1 pseudogene is annotated in these 1,071 nt (G+C 68.1%); it reads left to right on the top strand.

Features of this window, described 5'->3' with window-relative positions:
* Window positions 1–470: 470 nt before the first annotated feature.
* Window positions 471–1,071 (top strand): annotated as a pseudogene (locus D7231_RS35625) (hypothetical protein); the annotation flags it as partial.

Here is a 1,071-nt window from a genome sequence, read left to right as displayed (position 1 = left end):
GATGAGCAGCAGAGCTGTGCCGAGCAGGTCTTCCAGACCCCATTCCCTGAGCGCGGTGCCGCCGATGTGGCGCATCTGAGGAACGCACCGGGGGGCGGACGGGCACGTCACGATGAGGCTGAGCGGACGCGTCCCGGGATGCGGCAAGAGCCGTAGCCCGGGACGGATTTGGGTTGGGACCATCGTCATCTCACTGTCTGGCTCGATGGGGACGGGCCGGGTAGCTAGCCCGATACGCACGGTGGTGCCGGGAGGGGTCCACGACAGCACGCCGACGGCGAAGGTGTCTTTGGGACGGGCTTGGGACGATGTCGCGCGGCTCTTTGCCCGAGGGGTTACGGCAGGCCACAGTGGTCAGCCAGCGGGAACGCATAGAGTCGGACCGAAGCGGAAGGAAGGGGTCCGGCGTGGCTCAACAACCTCGGGACGTACCACCGTTGCTCCGTCACCCCCTTACTCACGCACGTGCGGTGTTCGGCTGGAGCTTGGAGAACACGGCCGTTCGCATTGCTCAGGCGGGGCGGGAGATCGGGCTGAACCTGTCCGCAGACGGCGTTCAGAAGGTGTGGCGCTGGGAAAACCGGGGGGTACGACCGGACGCGGCGAACCAACGCGCGCTGGCGCGCGCTATGGGGGTGCCCGAGGAGCGGGTGCGGCTACTGCACTGGCCCCAGTGGCTGCCCGGTGCCGAGACGGCCCGGGTTGCGTTCCCTTGGTCCACTCAAGGGGCCTTGGAGGCCCTTGAAGCGCTCATGGAGGATGCGTTGATCGACCGCCGAGGGTTCATGACGGTGAGCGGAGTAGCAGTAACGGCAGCCGCTTCTGGCTGGGCCTGCGCCGAGCCCGACCGGCTGACCGCCTCCGCCCACGGCGGCCGTCTCGACGAGGAGACCGTCGCCTGGGTCGAGGACCGCATTCCCGCCCTGCGTAAGCTGGATGATCGCCTCAGCGGCGGCAGCGTCCTTCGCCTGGCCCTGGCTGACTTGCACATGGTGACCGAGCTGATCAGCCACTCCTCCTACTCGGCCGCCCTCGGTCAACGCCTGCTGCGAACGGCCGCTGAACTCGCCT

Source organism: Streptomyces klenkii (genome assembly GCF_003626645.1).
GTDB lineage: Bacteria > Actinomycetota > Actinomycetes > Streptomycetales > Streptomycetaceae > Streptomyces > Streptomyces klenkii.
This window is presented reverse-complemented; position numbering and strand designations above follow the sequence as displayed.